Source organism: Gilliamella sp. Imp1-1 (assembly GCF_001690415.1).
GTDB classification, from domain to species: domain Bacteria; phylum Pseudomonadota; class Gammaproteobacteria; order Enterobacterales; family Orbaceae; genus Gilliamella; species Gilliamella bombi.
Genome location: NZ_LZHK01000066.1, coordinates 1 through 17,705, shown reverse-complemented (window position 1 = coordinate 17,705; position 17,705 = coordinate 1). Strand labels below are relative to the sequence as shown.

Here is a 17,705-nt window from a genome sequence, read left to right as displayed (position 1 = left end):
AACAAAATACTTATTTATCAACTAAATGATCCACATTATTGAAAAATTTTACAGTAAATATCCCTTCAGATTGATCATTACCTTGCTTATAATTAACCACACTAATGCTAGTATTTAACATTCGAGGAAAATAATCCTCATCACGATGTAAACGCCAATCACCACCATTTAAAACACAAAGTAATATACGTAATACCGTTCCATGTGACACAACCAAAATATTACCCGTATCTTGAGGTGCATTTTTTACAATAGTATTTAACCCCTGCTTCATACGCGAAAGGATATCAAGATAATTTTCACCTTGATTGACCGAAACATCAAAATTAGCAGGATCTGTCAAATAAGTAGTAAATTCTGGAAACTCCTTTTTCAATTGAGGGACTTTCTTGCCTTCCCAAATGCCAAAATCCATCTCACGCAAATCAGCAAGCTCAAAAGTAGGAATAACTATATTATTTTCTTTAACAATATAATCTCGAGTTTCCATAGCTCGTTGTTGTGTACTTGAGTATGCTTGCATAAAAAGAACATTTTTTAAATGTTGTCCTGTCACTTTAGCACCCAAAATACCTTGATCTGTTAAAGGTGAATTTTGAGAACCTTGCATCTGATCTTTAATATTCCACTGCGTTTGACCATGTCTAATTAAATATAAATTAATATCTTTCATTCGTACTAACTACCTTTTTTATTTTAAGATTCTGTTTTTTCATATTTATCTTTTCTTAGATACGACAAGCAAGCCTGCAAAACATCATCCATTGGTGCATTTAATTGCATCTCTTGCAAACTTTTAGGATGAATAAACCTTACACTTGCTGCATGTAAAAATAAACGATTAAGCTTAGTATCAGCTAATAACGCATCAAATTGTCTATCGCCATAACGATCATCAAAAGCAATTGGATGACTAGCGTATTGAGTATGTATGCGAATTTGGTGTGTACGCCCAGTAACAGGGCTAGCTTTAATCAAAGTGGCAAAATTGAAACGCTCCTCAACTTTAAAGCGCGTTTCAGAAGGTTTACCCTCTTTATCAACCTTCACCACACGCTCACCGCTTTTTAATACATTTTTAAGCAGTGGGGCTTGTATCACTTTACATTCAGAAGGCCAATTCCCCTTAACAAGCGCCAAATAATTTTTTTGCATTTGCTTAAGGCGCAACTGCTCATGTAATGCTTTTAGTGCTGAGCGTTTTTTAGCAATCAATAACACTCCCGATGTTTCGCGATCTATGCGATGCACCAACTCCAAAAATTTCGCTTCAGGTCTTAAGGCGCGTAATCCTTCAATCACGCCAAAACTTAAGCCACTACCACCATGAACAGCAATACCTGATGGCTTATTAATTGCCAACATTACCTCATCTTCATAGATGATTGCCTTTTCTAAATCAGCGACTTTATTAAGCTTGGTCGAAATCTCTGGCGTGGGTTTTTCAGTCATACGAACAGGAGGAATACGAATTTCATCGCCAATATTTAATTTATATTCAGGTTTAATCCGTTTTTTATTAACACGAACCTCACCCTTTCTTAAAATGCGATAAATCATACTTTTTGGCACACCTTTTAAATAGGTGATTAAAAAGTTATCAATACGCTGTGTCGCATTTTCCTCAGAAATAGTAACAAATGAGACTTGTAGTTTTGTATGTGGAACCGTTGAGTGCATAAGGAATGATTAATCCGCCGTCAATAAATAAAATCGTTTTACATTACTCAAAAATAAACTACACTATCGTAGTAAAAATAAGATAGATTATATTCAATATAATTAAAGAAGAAAGATTATAGCGAAATCTGAGGGAATAAAATAGTATGTTATCATTGCTTAATCAATACTCACAAGCTAGATTGGCTTGGTTCTTATTGTTCTTTTCTACTTTTACTTTTGAAATAACCGCACTTTATTTTCAACATGGTTTAGGGCTTGCGCCTTGTACTCTCTGCATTTATCAGCGTTGCGCTATTTTTGGTATCATGTTGGCTAGCATTATTGGAATAATTGCTCCTCGCAACATTTTTGTTCGATTAATAGGTATTTTCATTTGGCTTTTTAGCGCCTATAAAGGCTTTTCATTAGCAACATTTCATGCTCATCTACAATTTGAACCTAACCTAAATGATACTTGCTCAATTAACGTACAATTTCCTACTTGGCTACCATTAGATTCGTGGTTTCCTAGTTTGTTTAATGCTTATGGTTCATGTGCCGATAAAATTTGGACATTTCTAACAATTGAAATGTCACAATGGATGATTATTATTTTTGCTTGCTATTTTATTGTTGGCTTGGCTGTATTAATATCTCAGTTCTTTTTATCCTCAAAAAATTCAATCTGGAGTAAATGACTTTATTTATAAAACTAGCACTTTTTGTTGAGTTTGTTAGAATGTGTGATAATTTTATTTTACAAACGTCACACATAAATGCTTTTGGAATACCACCCACCTATTGAACCTTGGCTATCAATTTTGCATCAAGACGACCATATTGTGGTTGTAAATAAACAACCGGGTATTTTGTCGGTTTCGGGCAATAAACCTCAATTTATTGATAGTATTATTCACCGATTGCAACAAAAATATAGCTACGTCGAATCCGTGCATCGGTTAGATATGGCAACCAGTGGTATCATGGTTGCCGCACTTTCTAAACTCGCCGATCGAGAGATAAAAAAACAATTTCGTGAACGTATTCCTAAAAAAAACTATATTGCTGTAGTGCATGGGCATCTTGAGCAAGATTCTGGTCGTGTTGAATTACCCCTAATTTGTGATTGGCCCAATCGACCAAGGCAAATGGTCGATTTAGAAAATGGCAAACATGCACTGACAGAGTATCAAGTCATTTCACGCAATCCAGACAACACAACACGAGTGCAATTATTTCCGTTTACTGGGCGATCACATCAATTACGGGTACATATGCAAGCCATTGGTCACCCTATTTTAGGCGATAAATTCTATGCCCACCCTGAAGCCTTTACTATGTCTAAAAGGCTGCTATTGCATGCTCAATTACTAACAATTAACCATCCTAAAACAGGCGAAAGTATGACGTTTAGCTGCGAACCTGATTTTTAAAAATAGAAATATAAAATTAGCGACCATTATATAAAATCTGCTCATGCGAATAAAAGATAAACAACTGATATAAAGGAAATTAAAATGCAAAAAATTGTTTTAGCAACGAATAATCAAGGCAAAGTCAATGAATTGCAAACATTACTCGCTAATGCAGGTTTTGATATTATTGCACAAAGCCAATTTAATATACCGGATGCCGACGAAACAGGTTTAACATTTATTGAAAATGCACTTTTAAAAGCAAGACATACTGCCAAATTAACTAGACTACCGGCCATTGCTGATGACTCAGGCTTAGCGGTCGATGCACTTGGAGGACAACCTGGGATCTATTCTGCTCGTTATGCTGGTGAACACGGTAACGACAAAAGTAACAATCAAAAATTACTTAAAGCACTACAAAATATCCCAAAAGAAAAACGCACCGCTTATTTTTATTGTGCGTTAGTTTTTATGAGACACGAAAACGACCCTACACCTATCATTTGTTTAGGAAAGTGGGACGGTTTAATTTTAAATGAAGAACAAGGTGATGGGGGATTTGGCTATGATCCACTTTTTTATGTACCAAAACTGGGGTGCACCGCAGCACAGCTAACAAAAGAACAAAAAAGCCAAATATCACATCGAGGTCAAGCTCTAAAACAATTGATTGAAAAAATTAAAACTGCTTAGCAAACTTATTTATACTCGAAATTGCATATCAAGAAGTAAACAGTATATACTTAATACATTAATGATATTGGAGTTAATATTGTGATTATAATGATAGTAAGTGGTCGCTCTGGATCGGGAAAATCAATCGCCCTACGCGCTCTAGAAGATATGGGATTTTATTGTGTTGATAATATCCCAGTTGCTTTATTACCTCAATTAGCCAACTCATTAAAAAACCACAACACTCCAGTTGCTGTTAGCATTGATATTCGAAATTTGCCGGAACAATTTGATTTTAATAACGATATATTTCAACGTTTACCCGAATCGGTGACACCTGAAATACTTTTCCTCGATTGTAGTCGTAATACGTTAATTCGACGCTATAGTGAAACACGACGAATACATCCATTAACCAATCAACACTATTCCCTTGAAGAAGCAATAGATCTTGAAGAAAAATATCTAGAACCTTTAAAATCAAACGCAAGCCTAGTTATAAATACCGATGACCTATCAGTACATGAACTATCAGACATATTAAGATCACGTATTTTAGGTAAAAAAGAGCGTGAATTAACCATTATTTTTGAATCATTTGGCTTTAAACATGGCTTACCCGTTGATGCTGATTTTGTATTTGATGTCAGGTTTTTACCTAACCCGCATTGGGAAGTGAATTTGCGCCCATTAACAGGATTAGATGAGCCGGTAAAAGAATATTTATTACAACACAATGAAGTATCCAATTTTATCTATCAGACTGCCAATTACTTAAATCAATGGCTACCTTTATTAGAAAAAAACAACCGCAGTTACTTAACCATTGCTATTGGATGTACTGGTGGTCAACATCGCTCTGTTTTCATTGCTGAACAATTGGCCTCATTTTTTAAAGCACAAAACAAACAAGTAAAAATTCGCCACCGAACTTTAGAAAAAAAGTAATGACTATTCTTCTTCAATTTTAAAATTCGATATTTCCTCAATGCGTTTTTTACATTTTCCAAAAATGTCTTTTAGTGTAGTTTTATGATTAACTGAAGCTGGTATTGCCGTAATTAATTGACTTATCTTAACCAGTTCAATATCTGAAGGTAAATTTGCAAGCTTCTGTTTTAATATATTAATCGTTTGTGGATGTGGATGGCCAATAACAATAGCAACACCATTTTTTCGAGCCAATTTTACAGCCAAATCAAATTGCAAGCTAATAGCACTTTCTTTTTGTTGAGCATCTAAAAATACATCACGCGTTAATACTGGGATGTTATAGTAGCTAGCAGCTTTTTTTATTTGAGTCTTACCGATTGTTTTACTATCTAAAAAAAACATCGAATATTGACTTAATGCTTTCATAACTTTTATCATACCAGTAAGATCTGATGTCATCAAACTTCCCATATGATTATTCGCTCCAATGGCATAAGGCACTCGTTCAACAGCATTTTTCACTATTCGGTTCACTTCAGCTTCATCCATAGAAGGAAATAGAGTGTCTTTTTCCAGAGGCTGTTTACCTAATGGAACCATAGGTAAGTGAATTAACACATCATTACCATTATTATGGGCTATAGTTGCAATACGTTTAGCATTAGGCGAATTTGGTAAAACTGCAATAGTAATATTAGGAGAAAATGAAATTATTTGCTCTTCATTATGTTGGCGATAGCCAAAATCATCAATAACTATTGCAAGTTTTGCAGCCCATACATAGTTGGAATTTAACGCCAAGAAAATGATAAAAAAAAGGTTAATAAAACGACGCATTACTTTAACCACTCTCTCGGATCAAGTGCCTTACCATCACGGCGAATCTCAAAATATAAAGCAGATATGTTTTTCCCACCACTTGAACCAACCAATGCAATAGGTTGTTCAATATGAATCTTATCACCCACCGCAACTAAAATACGTTGGTTATAACCATATAAACTCATATCACCTTTACCATGATCTAATGCAACAACAAAACCATAACCTTGTAACCAACTTGCCAAGATGACCCGTCCATCGGCAATGGCTTTAACTTGAGCACCATCTGTAGCATTAATCACCATCCCTTTCCAACGTAGCTCACCTTGGAGTGATTCTCCAAATTGATGCACAATATTACCATTTACAGGCCAATTAAACTGATGCTGTGGCTTACCAATACCACTTACGCGAGCCATTAATGCTAGCTCATCAGGATTAGGAGTATAACGAGAATTATTCTGCTTTTCTTCAATATATTTTGCTTGTTTTGCTTCTTCTTCTGCAATACGTCTATTTTTACGTTCAGCTTGAGCAATTTTAGCCTGTAGTTTAGCTTCATTATTACGCAAATCGGTTAATTTTTGTTGATTTAATTGCATCAATGATTCAAGAGAAGTTATCGTGTTTTGTCGATTTTGACGTTTTTTTTCAAGTCCTACTTGTTGTTCTTTCTGTCTAATTTGTAATTCTTTATGCAAAGCTTGTTTCTTTTGTAACTCAATTCTCTTCTCGGTCAATTGGGTTTGAGTATCTTGAAGATTGTGAATTTGCTGTTGCCGTGCTTGATTAATATAGCGGTAATAAGCAATTATACGATCATTACGTTCGCTTTTTTCGCCCGAAAAAATTAACTCCAAACCAGTTGTTTTGCCTAGTTTAAATGCACTTTCGAGCTGCTTTGATAATATAATTCTTTGATGTTTTTGTTTTATAGTTAATATATCAATTTGTCCAATCAAATTGTTGATTTCTTGATCGAGTTTCTTAAGTGATAAATCATTCTTTTCAATTGAGGTTAAAAGATTAGCTATTTTGGTTTCTTGTTCTTTAAGATTATTGACTAACTTATTACGCTCTTCTTTTTGTTGTGCTAAACGCTTTTCTTGTTCTTCAATAGCGTGACGTAAAGATTGAAGTTGCTGATTATCATTAGCATATAAAAAACTAATTTTTATTAATCCAACAAAAACAATCACAATAATTTTCTGATAAACAGACATGGCGTTTATATTTATGATTTATAACCAAACAACAATGATAATACCACTATACCGATAAATAGGCCAAGATGCAAAATGAAACCCACACAAAGTAGGATAATTTGTTTTTTTAGATAAAAAATTAGTATGTTTTGTATCTCATTTCTGAACGGAAAAATAGTTATTATTAAAGTGAGCTATCCGTGACTTTACTAATTTTGAATACAGGTCGAATTCACAATAAACAAATACATAACAACATACTAAAAGCTACTTTATACAGAATGCAAGTTTTTGGCATCCCTAGCGAAATATACCAAGAAATTTAACTACTAAAGTATGATTTACCTATGTTTTAATCTACGGTCAGAAAAGTACATTAATTAAAATATATAAATTTATTCATTATATACAATATTTATAATGAAAATTTATTGATGAAAGCATAATTAAAATCCATTAACAACTAGAAGTAAAATTATCAAGAATAGCAAGCAACACATTACGGTAAGTTGATAAAAATTTACTGTTGATAATTTGAGCCTAGGCAAAGCATTAGTCGATAGACAAATTATTGCGATAATAAGGTCGTTGAGCTTTTCTTATACACTCAAAACATATATTATTCATGTTGTTACTACAATGACGAATCTGGCTAACAATATTATGAATATATTTAAATTTATTATAATCGTATACACCACAACTGAAGGTAAGTTATCGCCAGACCAATATAGACAACAATATTACCGAAATAACAAAATAATATAGGTATGTACGAAGCAATCTGATGATTCATGACACCTACTCATAAGAATCTATCAGCCAAATCAAACCTCAAAAGGAATCATTAATGCAAGATGACAATAAAATATCAGATGATGAATTGAATCTAATAATTCAGCGATGTAAAAAAGCAACAAAAGGGTCATGGATATCATATGTAGAAGGTAGAGATCATACTAGTGGCTCAAATTTTATTCTCACAGGAACTGAATGTAATCGTGGAAAAAATATTGAACTTATTGGTGGAACAATAGATGATCAAGAATTTATTGCACACGCACGACAAGATATTCCCAAATTAATTAATGAAATTAAAAGATTAAAAAAAATAATTATTAAAAATAAGCAATAAATATGATCGTTTTTTTGATTCTATATTTGGACTTTACGTATTTATTTAAAAATTAATCAGCCTTTATTAACAATAATATTTATGGATCAACAATATCAAATCGGTATGTCCACACTTTTTAGTACCAAAAAGATAAGGTCATTGATCTCTTTTGTATTCAATCGGCGACTGGTAATTTAATGTTGAATGAAGTCGATTATAATTAAACCAATCCACATAGTGATTAAATTCCAACTTAAGTTGCGCCAGTGAATCAAAAATAGTATTTGACACAAATTCTGTTTTCACTGCTTTAAATGTGCTTTCTGCAATTGCGTTATCATAAGGACAGCCTTTGCGACTTAACGACCTTTTTTACAGGTGTATTTCGAAACCCAGCCATTTTTCGCCATGATTCGACCTATTCGGCGTCGAGACACGGTTATGCCTTGCTTTCTCAGCTCTGCTTGCAGACGCCTTGTACCATAAGCACGATAATTATTATTAAAAATTTCACCCACTATTTCACTCAGCGATATATCTTGTGGTTGCTGCGTCAATTGCCGTTGATAATAGAAACGATTTCGGGTTACATTTAAACATCGACATAATGCACGTAAGCTGTATCAATGCTTATTATGTAAAATTAACTCGATTTTCTTCCCATTATCAACGCCGCTTGCTTTAGGATATCATTCTCCATTAACAAGCGTTTATTCTCTTTGCGTAGCGCGATAAGTTCGTTCTCTTCAGTTCGACGATTATCTTTTGCGATGAATGAGCCAGTAGTTTGGTACTGCGTTATCCACTTATCTAATGCTGACTTGGTGAGGTCATACTCTGAGACGATATCCACACGTTTTTTACCATTTTGATATAGCATGACCATTTGTTTTTTGAACTCGTTAGTAAAGCTACGTTTTGTTCTTCGCGATGAATCGATTGTCATTGTTGTTACCTTCTTTTATTTTTAGTCTATCATAACAATGACCTTATAAAACTGGTACTAATTAGTGTAGCCTATCCAAAGTTTCAAACAGGAAGATAAGCCGTATTTTACACAATAAAAAGACAATGTTAAATATGGTTTTATAAATCTATTTTGGCTGAGCTATTAAAATTACCCCAGCAGAAACTGGGGATTAATCAATGAGCGATTTATTGCTTATAGGAAGATAGAAAATGAGCAAATCTTCCAATAGCGTCTTCAAGTTGACCTGAATGAGGCAAAGCAACAATTCTAACGTGATCCGGTTTATGCCAATTAAAGCCGCTTCCTTGTACAAGTAATACTTTTTCTTGTAACAAAAAATCTAATACGAGTTTTTGGTCGTTATGGATGTTGAATTTTTTTTGATCTAATTTTGGAAATAGATACAAGGCACCTTGTGGTTTAGTACATGAAACCCCAGGGATTTCATTAAGTAAACGCCATGCCAACATACATTGATCATATAAGCGACCTCCAGGAACAATAAATTCATTGATGCTTTGGTAACCTCCTAGCGCTCCTTGAATAGCATGTTGTAATGGCACATTAGCACATAAACGCATTGAAGCTAGCATATTTAAGCCTTCAATATAGCCTTTTACATGGTTTTTAGGGCCACAAAGCGCCATCCAGCCTTGCCTAAAACCAGCAACTCGATAAGTTTTTGATAAGCCACACATAGTAATAACAAATAAATCGGGTGCTAACGCGGCAACTGAATAATGCACGGCATCATCGTATAAAATTTTATCGTAAATCTCATCAGCGAAGATAATTAGATTATTTTGACGAGCGATTTCAGCGATCTCAAGTAATACTTCTTTACTATAAACAGCGCCTGTCGGGTTGTTAGGATTAATAATTACTATTCCTTTAGTATTTGGAGTTATTTTCCGTTTAATATCTTCAATATCAGGTGACCAATTTGATTCTTCATCGCAAAGATAGTGCACAGCGCTACCTCCAGACAAACTAATAGCTGCTGTCCATAATGGGTAATCAGGCATAGGTACGAGTATTTCATCTCCACTATTTAGTAAGGCCTGCATGGATTGAACGATTAATTCTGATACACCATTACCGATGTAAATATCTTCAACATCTAAACTATTAATTCCGCGAGCTTGATAATACTGCATGATTGCTTTACGAGCAGAATAAAGGCCTTTAGAATCGGAATATCCTTGTGAGGAAGGTAAGTTTCTAATCACATCAATTAATAATTCGTCAGGCGCAGCAAAACCGAACGGCGCTGGGTTTCCAATATTGAGTTTCAGGATAGTTTGACCTTCTTCTTCCAGTCGTTTTGCATGCTCTAGAATTGGACCACGGATATCGTAACAAACATGATCCAATTTTGTGGATTTTGAGAAATTTACCATAAGTTGCTCTTTTTAGTTCTTGTGTTGATATTTTTACTGAAAAAAACAATCTACTCCTATTTCGATAATTTTTGAAGATGCTATTATAGTTAGCTCAATAAATATTATTTAATTGTCTATTTTTTGTGCGGGAGAGTGATATGAAAACCATTTTAACGGTAATTGGTAAAGATCAAACAGGTATTATTGCTGGTATTAGCCAAAAGTTATATGAATTAAATATTAATATTTTAGATGTCAGCCAAACTATCATGGATGAGTATTTTACGATGATTATGTTACTTGACCTATCTAAAATTAATGTGTCATTTGATGAAGTAAAAACTGTGTTGATGCAAACAGGTCAAAATCTAAAAGTTAAAGTCAATCTTCAAAGAGAAGAAATTTTTGATGCTATGCATCGTTTATAATATTAATTCTATATTTTAATAAAAGGATAATACTAATGGAAACAAAACAGATCCTCGAAACCATTAAAATGATTGAGGAAGAAAAACTTGATATCCGCACAATAACCATGGGTATTTCTCTTCTTGATTGTATAGATAGTGATGGTGAAAAAGCACGCCAAAAGATTTATAACAAAATTACACGTCTGGCAAAAGATCTTGTTAAAGTAGGTGATCAGATTACTTCAGAATTTGGTATTCCAATAATCAATAAACGTATTTCTGTTACGCCAATATCTTTAATTGCCGGTGCTAGTGATGATAAAGATTATGTAGCGTTTGCTAAAACTTTGGATGAAGCGGCCAAAGCAGTTAATGTTAACTTTATTGGTGGATTTTCAGCACTGGTACAAAAAGGTTACCATAAAGGTGATGAAATTTTAATTAAATCAATTCCACAAGCACTTGCACAAACTGAACGAGTTTGCTCTTCGGTAAATGTTGGCTCTACACAAACTGGGATCAACATGGATGCAGTAAAGCAAATGGGAAATGTCATCAAAGAAGCCGCGCAATTAACAGCTGATAATAGTAGCATGGCCTGCGCTAAGTTAGTAGTGTTTGCTAATGCTGTTGAAGATAATCCATTTATGGCAGGTGCCTTTCATGGCGTAGGTGAAGCTGATTGCGTCATTAACATTGGTGTCAGTGGTCCTGGTGTAGTTAAGCGAGCACTTGAAAAAGTCAAAGGTCAGCCATTTGATGTTGTAGCTGAGACTATCAAAAAAACTGCATTTAAAATTACTCGTATGGGGCAACTGGTCGGTAAAGAAGCTTCTGAACGTTTAGGCGTTAAATTTGGTATTGTCGATTTATCGTTAGCTCCAACCCCGGCAATTGGTGATTCGGTTGCACACATTTTAGAAGAAATGGGATTAGAAGCAGTCGGTACACACGGTACAACTGCAGCACTAGCTATGCTAAACGATGCGGTTAAAAAAGGTGGAGTAATGGCTTGTGGCCATGTTGGCGGATTAAGCGGTGCATTTATCCCTGTTTCGGAAGATGCAGGTATGATTGATGCTGTAAATAACAGTGCACTTAATCTTGAAAAACTAGAAGCAATGACCTGTGTTTGTTCTGTTGGACTGGATATGATTGCAATTCCAGGCGATACGCCAGCTGAAACTATTTCGGCGATCATTGCAGATGAGGCTGCAATAGGGGTGATTAACCACAAAACAACAGCTGTGCGAATTATTCCAGCAGTGGGCTTAAACGTAGGAGATAACATTGAATTTGGTGGCTTACTCGGCCATGCTCCCGTTATGTCAGTAAACAAATTTAGTTCATGTGATTTTATTAATCGAGGTGGAAGAATTCCTGCTCCAATTCATTCATTTAAAAACTAATATATTTATTTTAAATGAATATTTTCCCTTACTCCGTCTACAGCAAGGTAGGCGGATTATCGCTATAAATAATGAATATTCCTTATTTCATGAATTGATGGCTTTTATTCGGATATCTATTATCAAGGCTACTTTTCTTGCCATAATAATTTTAAGCATATAATATTCATATACTTAAGTATATACCTAAAAGGTGTGGTTGTAAATGTACCTTACTGATACTTAATGGACAATACAATAGACTTTAAGGCTTGTTATTACTGGGTTTGATGTGCTTTGTAGGGTTTAAAAGAATGATGCTGTTTATTGATTTGGTGCGTGAGCGGGACTTGAAAAGCACTGTTTAAATCATTTTTCATAAAGCATTGTGTTTGTTTCTTCTATTTGCCGTACCCCCATTTGTACCCCCAAAATAAAAACTGACCCCCAATATTAGGTATTTTAATCTTGCCAAATTGAAAGGTTAAAAATTGGTTTTAGAATTTTGACGGTGTAAAAATTTATCTAGGTGAGCGGTGTCCATTAATTATGGTTTAGATTTTTATACCTCCCCCCATAAAAATAAAATTTTATAAAAAAGTGTTCACGGTGTTCACTACTTGCTTGAAGCCTTATTCTAAAAGGGTTTGAGAGGTGAACACTTAATGATTTACTATTCACAAGTGTACACTTTAGGTATTCACTCAATAAAAAACCGCCAATTAGGGCGGTCTCTATTTTATATTTTAGTAGCTCAATTTGAGCCACTAGTTAGGCTCTTCGGCTTTAGGTAGCCAGTCTTGACTCGTATTGATATTAAGCTCTACGTTGGTTCTCATCCCTTTATTTGCTCTTTTACGCATGTAGTCTTTACCGTTTTCTTTCATTGCATAATTAAGCGATGTGCCAAATTGCGTTAGTGATAGCGGATTGTTTAAACCTGTATTGCGGATGTATTCAATATAAGCATGATATAAATATTTTCGGGGGTTAAAGGGCATTATTCCCATATTGCCAATAAACATACCATTGGGATAATCAAGCGCATCAAGATAACTACAAAAATCTACCAAGTGGTCGGATTCGCGTTTAATCGCCGTCGCTTCGTCTGATTGTTGTTGCTGGTGTAGTCTTTCTTTAGCTTCTGCTGGACTGGTAAACTCATTTAATAGCAACCTCACAATTGAGGGGAGTTCTTGCTCTATTTTGCTGACCAAGTTTAAATCTCGCTCTTTTTCAGGGATGACCTCGCCAAAGTGAAAGATAACCCTACGCCGTGATATACCGCCGTTACGCTCGTTAAATCTCATAGCCTCGTTATTGATAACCAAGACTACCGCAGGGATTTTACAAGAGTAGGGTTGCTTGTGTTTTGGGTCTATTGCGACTTCATCACCGCCAGTAATTGCTTTTAATCCTGCGCCACTCCCCATATAACGCGGTTGGTCGGGTAATATGACTAATGAGTAACCCACGATTAAGGCTCTGTCTCTTGCCTTTTCTAATGCGTCCATAGTACCTATTACGGTATTGTTTTTACCTGATAACATGGTAGCAATTTCAGCAAAAACACTTTTACCGCTACCGCCTGCGCCTGTAACCTCTAAGAATAATTGCCAGTCATGGCGATTGGCCAATATCATATATAGCGCAGCTAAGATATTTTTAGCCTTATCTTGATTGCCTGATGCTCTTTTTAGCCATTTAGCGAAGTTTGGCGCGTGAGTATCAAAAGATTCATTTTCTTTGGCAGGGTAGTAATCAATATCATTACTGACCAATAGCCAGTCTTGCTTATTGTGCGGTCTAAAGGTTTGGCTTTTTAGCTCATATACGCCATTTTTAAAGCAGATTAAATCTTTCTGAGGTGTTCCCATTATCGGCAGTGATAACCTGAGCGATTCAACCGCTGAGCTAATTCGCATAGGGTTAAATGGTTCGCCTGATTGGGTGAATAAATCGGCTAGTGTTCGCATTAATAGTTTATCGCTTATAGGTTGCCATGCGTTATCTTGATAGTGATAGATTTCATCGGTAGTAAGATTAATCGCAAGGTTATTATCATAATATTGATTGAGTAGCTCGGCGCGTTGGCTTGATGCCATTTGCGATAGGTTCATGCTTGATAACTCGTTTTGCATGTTATGTTTTGTCATGGTGGATAACTCTGGTTTTATGAGGTTTTTATTAAAATGAGCCAAAGCGTTATCGCTTCCAAATTGTTGCCTATAATCATCCCAATCACATTTATAATCTGTATCAGGAACGGAGTAATAACCATTTACCGCTTGAGCTGCTTCTATTGCTTTAGCAAAGCCCGTATTTGGGCTTTGACCAATATCGTTATCACCTGCAATAATGATTTTAGCTGTCGGATTCAGTTCACGAATAGACTTAGCTACATGAATAAGATTGCCTGCGTCAATGGCGGATATAACAATAGACTGTTGGCAGAATTCTGCTATCGATATCCCTGTGGCTAAACCCTCACAGATAATAATTTCATTGTGTGCGAGCAAATTTGCGCACACCTGGGCAGGTCTGCTCAATATTGAGCGCACTAATATAAAAGCACTTTTCTTATTTGAGCCTCTCATTAAGTGCTTACTGCCGTCAGGTTCGATAAATTGGCCACCTGCATATTCATTATGAAGATTCAGCATGGGCACAAAAATGCGCCCGTTATCTAACAAGGGTAAATCAAAGGTTAATCCTTTCTTGGTCAGGTATTGAGATTGCCCTAATGTTGCTTTAGATAGCAAATACTCGACCTTTTTACATACGGGATTATCTGGTATGTTATCATTATGTAATTGTTCAGAATCTATTTTTCTAAATGCGAGATTTTCCCGTATTTTGTGATTAGACAGATTTAAACATTCCGCTACTTTATTTGATGCTTCTTTAGCGTCACATTGACAATAGTTTTTGATAAGCTCTAAGCCATCACCACTACCGCACTGGTTACAGATATAAGTACCTCTACCATTTTGGTTATCAAATCTAAATCTATCCTTACCCCCACAGACAGGGCAAGGGCAATGCTTGCCATTACCCACCTCAATACCCAATGATTGAAAGATATAATCCCATTTACCTACGGCTTGGGCTGTAATTTCATTGATTTTCATTACATCCCCCCCTTAATGAATTGTCGAGCTAGATTCAGCTTTAATATCTTCGGCTAAATCAATAAATAACGATGCAAGCATTTCTTGCCCAAATTGTGTTAGTGCCATAGGTTTATCATTGCTTTCGCTGTACATCTTTTTTAATAGCCCATAGGTGCGGTTTAACCCCTCACTTTCGCCAAAGTCTTCAATCAAACATTCTTCAAGGCTAACTTTTAGCCCTAACACAATTAAATCTTTGTCAATATCAATCTTGATACCCTCATGAATAAACACCTTGGCACCGTTTTTATTAATCTGCTCAATTAAAAATAAGCCTGCTATAATCGCCATGGTAGAATCAACGATACTATGATGAATTGCTGTTACTTCTTGCTGATTATCCATGATTTACCCCCTTAATTTGTGTCATGTATCGCCTAACTTCGGGCGGTAATCGTTTGGTGACATCAGCGAGTAAGTTAGGGATTTCAGCCTTGCCAAAAGAAAGTAGTGCTACATATTTGCCATTTTTAAGCCTTAATGCGGTAATAGTGCCGTCATTGTTATGGACAAAATCAAACTCTTTCATTCTTTGCCTCCTTGCGCTCGGTTTCGCTTCTAAATAGCTTTTTAGAATCGTTAATCAAGTCTGATACAGCATCAAGGGCATAGGCGCGTAACTCATCATTAATTGGCGTATCCGAATCACAATCCACCATTAAAAGCGTGGTGATAGCGTTAGCTTGCCCTAGTTTTGTATTGATAGTATTCATTGCGTCCAGTGAGATATTAGCCATTGTTTTTCTCCTCCATTAACCCATACTCTTGTAACTCATCAAAAGCTTGCTCTACTAAATCAACGATAACCCACAGTAAATTACTCATATCGGTTTGTTCGATAAAAGGCTCGTCATATCCTGCGCACTTATAATTAGTGTTATCTAAGGCAATTTTAGCCATGCTCCGAACTTGAATAAGTTTAGATTCAACATTACAAATTAACTGATCGTTATTCATGGCTATAACCTCCAAAGCTTCTGGCTCTTTCAATAACTGGATATAAGCGAATTCTGGCAATAAAGATAAGGGATGATTTGCCTAGGCTCTTGCGTGCTTGGCGTTCGGTTGTTGCCGTTGTTTGGACTACTTGAGCCGTTGATAGGTCATAGAATTTATATAGTTTTTGAGTGGATATAATAGGGGTAGGGATCGTAGTCATAGTGACAGCCTCCAAGTAATGATTTACATAATCACCGCTAGAGGTCTCAATCTCGTTGGCGGTGACGTTAACAGGGTTGAGACTACTGGTTACTTGGTGACCCAGCCAACCTTTCGGTTGCCCCACTAACGCCACCATAGAAGAAATATTGATAAATAGGTGTGCGCAAGCATTGACACAAAAAAAGACGCTTTGGGCGTCATGTGTCGCCAAGTAACTGTTCAGGGTCTCAATCCTGACCTTAGATTTTGCTAAGGCGTTATCAATATAGCCCGAATGATTGAGATTGTGCAAGTGTTTTTTACTTGATTTAGATGGTTTGGATTGTCTTGCGCATAGGTGTGCGCTATCATAGCGGTTAGCCATAATCATTACCTCTGTTAATGTTATTGTGGTTAGATAGCTCATTGAGGTGTGAACTCTTTGGGCTATTGTTTTTTGGGGCACGACCATTATAATGGTCGTTACCGTGTAATTATAATAATATCGGGTAATTACCATGTCAACACCAAAAGAAAAAAGATCACCACAATACCAAATGCGATTAACCGAAGAATTTCGGCAACAGTTAGAAGAAGAAGCTATGAAAGATGGCGATACTAGCTTGGCTACTTGGATTAAAAGAGTTTTAAGAAAAGAATTACAATCACGAGGAATTATACCTAAAGCATAATAATTAAGTTTCTTGTGGTTTCTTTTTATGGACTCAAGAAACATACTTTTGAAATTCAACCCCATGCAATGATTAGTACGCATTAAAAAAACGGTTTTCACTGCGTACTTAGTGCGTACTTTTACACTTGTTTTCACTGAAATAGAATCTTTTGGCTGAAAACTAGAATTATTGCCAACCAAGAAGAATGATTTCACCTTTTGGATGGCGTTAATCTCATCAAAATAGCAATTTAAGCGATTATTTAGGGCTTGGGTATATTGTTTTATTGCTAGGGCGTTAAATGGGCGTGTAGTCATCATAATTAAGCCACCTGAGCCATATGACGAATTAAATAAGCATGAGATAACTTTATTAGCTCGGCTTTTCTCTGATGATAGTCGTAACCAATATGGATTAATGTTATATTTGCGTTCTCAAGGTATGCGATATGGTTTAATTCAAATTCGTTTAGGTGGTCACGAATATTACCAGTAAGATTATTGGCTTTCTTGTATTTGCTTGATGTAGTACCTAATACGATGCGGTTAATCATATCGAATTCATTAGTAAATACGGTGTTATTTGCGCTTTTCCCCAGTGCTTTACGTTGCTCTGTTAATGCGTCACACATAGGACGGCTATAATCTGCGACTTCTAAACGCGCTTTTAATCGATTAAGTGCTTTCTTTTGGATTGCTGGAGCGATTTCTTTAAGGTGTTCTTCACAACGTATAAA

At 35.6% G+C, this 17,705-nt stretch carries 19 protein-coding genes and 2 pseudogenes; 8 read left to right on the top strand and 13 right to left on the bottom strand.

Annotated elements, in window-relative coordinates; all coding sequences use genetic code 11:
* Positions 1-10: 10 nt before the first annotated feature.
* The gene (locus tag A9G38_RS06455; protein WP_034913943.1) at positions 11-673 is read right to left on the bottom strand and encodes a histidine phosphatase family protein; all 663 of its coding nucleotides are present in this window, start codon (positions 671-673) and stop codon (positions 11-13) included.
* 23 nt (positions 674-696) lie between these two features.
* Positions 697-1,680 carry a 23S rRNA pseudouridine(955/2504/2580) synthase RluC gene (gene rluC / locus A9G38_RS06450; RefSeq protein ID WP_034913947.1) on the bottom strand — a complete coding sequence of 328 codons (984 nt, stop codon included), beginning with the start codon at positions 1,678-1,680 and terminating at the stop codon, positions 697-699.
* A gap of 146 nt (positions 1,681-1,826) precedes the next feature.
* Between rluC and dsbB the strand changes: the two genes are divergently transcribed.
* The 4 genes from dsbB (at position 1,827) to rapZ (ending at position 4,703) form a co-directional block, all read left to right on the top strand.
* Positions 1,827-2,360, top strand: coding sequence for a disulfide bond formation protein DsbB (gene dsbB / locus A9G38_RS06445; RefSeq protein WP_034913950.1), 534 nt, complete (start codon positions 1,827-1,829; stop codon positions 2,358-2,360).
* A gap of 78 nt (positions 2,361-2,438) precedes the next feature.
* Positions 2,439-3,095: a bifunctional tRNA pseudouridine(32) synthase/23S rRNA pseudouridine(746) synthase RluA gene (rluA, locus tag A9G38_RS06440; RefSeq protein WP_034913953.1), complete on the top strand. Its 657-nt coding sequence runs from the start codon at positions 2,439-2,441 to the stop codon at positions 3,093-3,095.
* 84 nt (positions 3,096-3,179) lie between these two features.
* A complete protein-coding gene (locus A9G38_RS06435) occupies positions 3,180-3,773 on the top strand; it encodes an XTP/dITP diphosphatase (RefSeq protein ID WP_034913957.1) in 594 nt (197 codons plus the stop codon).
* Between the two features lie 81 nt (positions 3,774-3,854).
* Entirely contained in the window at positions 3,855-4,703 is an 849-nt protein-coding gene (gene rapZ, locus A9G38_RS06430; RefSeq protein WP_034913961.1) for an RNase adapter RapZ, read from the top strand.
* Positions 4,704-4,706: 3 nt separating this feature from the next.
* Here the strand turns inward: rapZ and A9G38_RS06425 are convergent, their stop codons facing one another.
* Together A9G38_RS06425 and envC are read right to left on the bottom strand one after the other, a co-directional pair.
* Positions 4,707-5,525, bottom strand: coding sequence for a divergent polysaccharide deacetylase family protein (locus tag A9G38_RS06425; RefSeq protein ID WP_051634274.1), 819 nt, complete (start codon positions 5,523-5,525; stop codon positions 4,707-4,709).
* Positions 5,525-6,733 (bottom strand): murein hydrolase activator EnvC, encoded by a 1,209-nt coding sequence (gene envC, locus A9G38_RS06420; protein WP_051634275.1) that lies wholly within the window; start codon positions 6,731-6,733, stop codon positions 5,525-5,527. The genes A9G38_RS06425 and envC overlap by 1 nt, the downstream gene beginning before the upstream one ends.
* An 832-nt stretch (positions 6,734-7,565) precedes the next feature.
* Between envC and A9G38_RS06415 the strand changes: the two genes are divergently transcribed.
* A complete protein-coding gene (locus A9G38_RS06415) occupies positions 7,566-7,850 on the top strand; it encodes a hypothetical protein (RefSeq protein ID WP_034913968.1) in 285 nt (94 codons plus the stop codon).
* A 138-nt stretch (positions 7,851-7,988) separates the two neighbouring features.
* Here the strand turns inward: A9G38_RS06415 and A9G38_RS11705 are convergent.
* Both A9G38_RS11705 and A9G38_RS06405 read right to left on the bottom strand, forming a co-directional pair.
* A pseudogene (locus A9G38_RS11705) lies at positions 7,989-8,778 on the bottom strand (IS3 family transposase).
* A 209-nt stretch (positions 8,779-8,987) separates the two neighbouring features.
* Positions 8,988-10,202, bottom strand: a complete 1,215-nt coding sequence (locus tag A9G38_RS06405) for a pyridoxal phosphate-dependent aminotransferase (protein ID WP_034914897.1) — start codon at positions 10,200-10,202, stop codon at positions 8,988-8,990.
* Positions 10,203-10,342: 140 nt separating this feature from the next.
* Here A9G38_RS06405 and A9G38_RS06400 point away from each other — a divergent pair, with 140 nt between their 5' ends.
* Together A9G38_RS06400 and A9G38_RS06395 are read left to right on the top strand one after the other, a co-directional pair.
* Complete coding sequence (locus tag A9G38_RS06400; RefSeq protein WP_034914900.1) at positions 10,343-10,612, top strand: ACT domain-containing protein; 270 nt, start codon at positions 10,343-10,345, stop codon at positions 10,610-10,612.
* A 35-nt stretch (positions 10,613-10,647) separates the two neighbouring features.
* The gene (locus A9G38_RS06395) at positions 10,648-12,003 is read left to right on the top strand and encodes a PFL family protein (RefSeq protein WP_034914904.1); all 1,356 of its coding nucleotides are present in this window, start codon (positions 10,648-10,650) and stop codon (positions 12,001-12,003) included.
* A 746-nt stretch (positions 12,004-12,749) separates the two neighbouring features.
* On the opposite strand, the gene A9G38_RS06390 is transcribed toward A9G38_RS06395, so the two are convergent.
* The 6 genes from A9G38_RS06390 to A9G38_RS11700 are packed head-to-tail and all read right to left on the bottom strand — an operon-like array spanning position 12,750 to position 16,680.
* The gene (locus tag A9G38_RS06390; RefSeq protein ID WP_034914908.1) at positions 12,750-15,113 is read right to left on the bottom strand and encodes a primase-helicase zinc-binding domain-containing protein; all 2,364 of its coding nucleotides are present in this window, start codon (positions 15,111-15,113) and stop codon (positions 12,750-12,752) included.
* 12 nt (positions 15,114-15,125) lie between these two features.
* The gene (locus A9G38_RS06385) at positions 15,126-15,500 is read right to left on the bottom strand and encodes a hypothetical protein (RefSeq protein ID WP_034914911.1); all 375 of its coding nucleotides are present in this window, start codon (positions 15,498-15,500) and stop codon (positions 15,126-15,128) included.
* Positions 15,493-15,684: a hypothetical protein gene (locus A9G38_RS06380; protein ID WP_034914915.1), complete on the bottom strand. Its 192-nt coding sequence runs from the start codon at positions 15,682-15,684 to the stop codon at positions 15,493-15,495. Before A9G38_RS06380 ends, A9G38_RS06385 begins: the two co-directional genes overlap by 8 nt.
* Entirely contained in the window at positions 15,671-15,892 is a 222-nt protein-coding gene (locus tag A9G38_RS06375) for a hypothetical protein (protein ID WP_034914918.1), read from the bottom strand. Before A9G38_RS06375 ends, A9G38_RS06380 begins: the two co-directional genes overlap by 14 nt.
* Positions 15,885-16,112 (bottom strand): hypothetical protein, encoded by a 228-nt coding sequence (locus A9G38_RS06370; protein ID WP_034914922.1) that lies wholly within the window; start codon positions 16,110-16,112, stop codon positions 15,885-15,887. Before A9G38_RS06370 ends, A9G38_RS06375 begins: the two co-directional genes overlap by 8 nt.
* On the bottom strand, positions 16,105-16,680 hold the full coding sequence (locus A9G38_RS11700; protein WP_218056505.1) for a host cell division inhibitor Icd-like protein: 576 nt from the start codon (positions 16,678-16,680) through the stop codon (positions 16,105-16,107). Before A9G38_RS11700 ends, A9G38_RS06370 begins: the two co-directional genes overlap by 8 nt.
* Positions 16,681-16,813: 133 nt before the next feature.
* On the opposite strand from A9G38_RS11700, the gene A9G38_RS12250 reads away from it, so the two are divergent.
* Entirely contained in the window at positions 16,814-16,987 is a 174-nt protein-coding gene (locus A9G38_RS12250; RefSeq protein WP_176700243.1) for a hypothetical protein, read from the top strand.
* A gap of 304 nt (positions 16,988-17,291) precedes the next feature.
* Here A9G38_RS12250 and A9G38_RS12245 read toward each other — a convergent pair.
* Positions 17,292-17,705, bottom strand: a pseudogene (locus A9G38_RS12245) (antA/AntB antirepressor family protein); the annotation flags it as partial.